This window comes from Kitasatospora sp. NPDC057518, assembly GCF_042802075.1.
In the GTDB taxonomy this organism is placed as follows: domain Bacteria; phylum Actinomycetota; class Actinomycetes; order Streptomycetales; family Streptomycetaceae; genus Kitasatospora.
In genome coordinates, this window is record NZ_JBHVEU010000743.1 from 1 (window position 1) to 2,051 (window position 2,051).

The window sequence follows — 2,051 nt, forward strand, 5'->3', positions numbered from 1 at the left end:
GGTCGCGCCGGCGAGGAGCGGGACGATCTTCCCTCCACGGGCCGCCGGGCACCGGCGGGGAGCGCCGCGCCCTCGATGCCGATCGCGCAATAGCGGGAGCCCCTGGGTGTTCGGCCGCGCGGGAAATCCGCGCCCTTGTCGGCTGCGCAGACCCCCCGCCGGACGCCGCCCGCCCCCACCGAACCCGGACGGCCGACGGCCGATCGGCAACGCGGGATGACGAAATCTCAGGTCAATCAACCGTCAAGTTGGTTCATTCACAGAATATTTCGCGATGTGTCACATGACAGGTGGATGATTTACGCCGCTCCCAGGTCTTCCCACGGAGATCTCCGACTGACAGGCTGGGGCCGCCCTTTCAGTACGGAGGAGGTTCCTTGTCCCGCATATCCACGCTGGCCGGAGCGGTCACCTGCGCTCTCGCACTTGTCACCGGCACCGCCGCCGCCGCTTCGGCAGCGCCTATTGACCAGACCCCGAGCCTGGCCGAGGCGAAGGTCGATCCCGTCGCCTGGACGCCGTGCAACCCCGACCCGACCAAGCCGGACCCCGGCATCTACGACTGTGCCGTCTACCCCGTGCCGCTGGACTACGACAAGCCGTCGGGCGAGAAGGTCGGCATCGCGATGATGCGGCGGCGGGCGAGCGACCCGTCGAAGCGGATCGGCTCGCTGTTCCTCAACCCGGGCGGCCCGGGCGGCAGTGGCTACCTGTGGGCGACGACCGCCCGCTTCGGCACCGAGGTGCAGTCGAAGTTCGACCTGGTCGGCTTCGACCCGCGCGGCGTGGCCCGGAGCAACCCGCTCAAGTGCTTCAAGACCCAGGAGGACGCCGACGCGGTCACCAACCGCATGGTCGGCGTGCCGGTCACCAAGGCCGAGATCAACGAGACGCTGGACGCGGACCAGGACTACACCGACGCGTGCAGCAAGAACGCCGGCCCGCTGATCGAGCACATGTCGACCATCAACGTGGTGCGCGACCTCGACCGGATGCGCCGCGCCGTCGGTGACGCCCAGCTCACCTTCGCCGGGTTCTCCTACGGCACCCTGATCGGTTCGACGTACGCCAACATGTACCCGAACAAGGTCCGCGCGATCATCGTCGACGGCAACGTCGACCCGAACCTGCGCCTGCACAACGGCCTGGAGTACGACCGCCAGCGGGCGAACGGCTTCGAGCTGGCCCTGGACGAGTTCCTCAAGCGCTGCCAGACCGCCGGCGCCCCGCGCTGCGCCTTCGGCGAGGGCGACACCCGGGCCAAGTTCGACCAGCTCCGCGACCACCTGCGGACCAGCCCGATCACGCTGCCGAACGGCTCCAAGGTGACGCTGAGCAGCTTCACCGGCGAGGTGGCCAGCGCCCTGTACTCGCAGGCCAAGCTGGCCCCGCTGGCCAAGTCCCTCCAGGCGACCTACCAGGTGTTCCAGAAGCCGGCCGCGGCCGCCCTGCTGGCCCCGCAGGCGAACGTCTCGGACGAGGACGCCAACCTGCTCTCGGTGGACGTCCCGCGGACGGCGCTGCGGGAGGCCCCGGTCGACTCCGAGTACACCGCGGACGACTCCTACATGGCCGTCAACTGCCAGGACAAGCCGTACCCCTCCAACGACCGGGTGTTCGCGAACGCGGCCAAGGCCTGGGAGAAGGAGATGCCGACCTTCGGCCGCTACCAGGCCTTCGACGCGCCCGCGTGCGCGAGCTGGCCGGCCCCGGCCCGGGACGCCGAGCGCTTCTCCGGCCCGTGGAACAAGAAGACCTCCAACACCGTGATGGTGATCGGCAACCTCTACGACCCGGCCACCCAGTACAAGTTCGCCCAGCGGATGCAGCAGGAGCTGGGCAACGCGGTGCTGGTCAGCGTCGACTCGATCGAGCACTGCGCGGTCGGCCGCAGCCAGGCGCTGAACAAGATGGTCACCCGCTACCTGGTCGACGGCACCGCGCCGGCGGCCGGCCAGCTGCTGAAGCCGGACGCGGAGATCTTCCCGGCGGTCTGACGGAACGGCCCCCGGTGACCCGGGGGAGGGTTTGACGGTCGTGGTGGTCGGCGG

At 69.6% G+C, this 2,051-nt stretch carries 1 protein-coding gene; it reads left to right on the forward strand.

Annotation, left to right across the window (positions count from 1 at the left end):
- The first annotated feature begins 377 nt into the window (after positions 1-377).
- Entirely contained in the window at positions 378-1,997 is a 1,620-nt protein-coding gene (locus ACFU7Z_RS39010; RefSeq protein ID WP_198959396.1) for an alpha/beta hydrolase, read from the forward strand.
- Positions 1,998-2,051 lie beyond the last annotated feature (54 nt).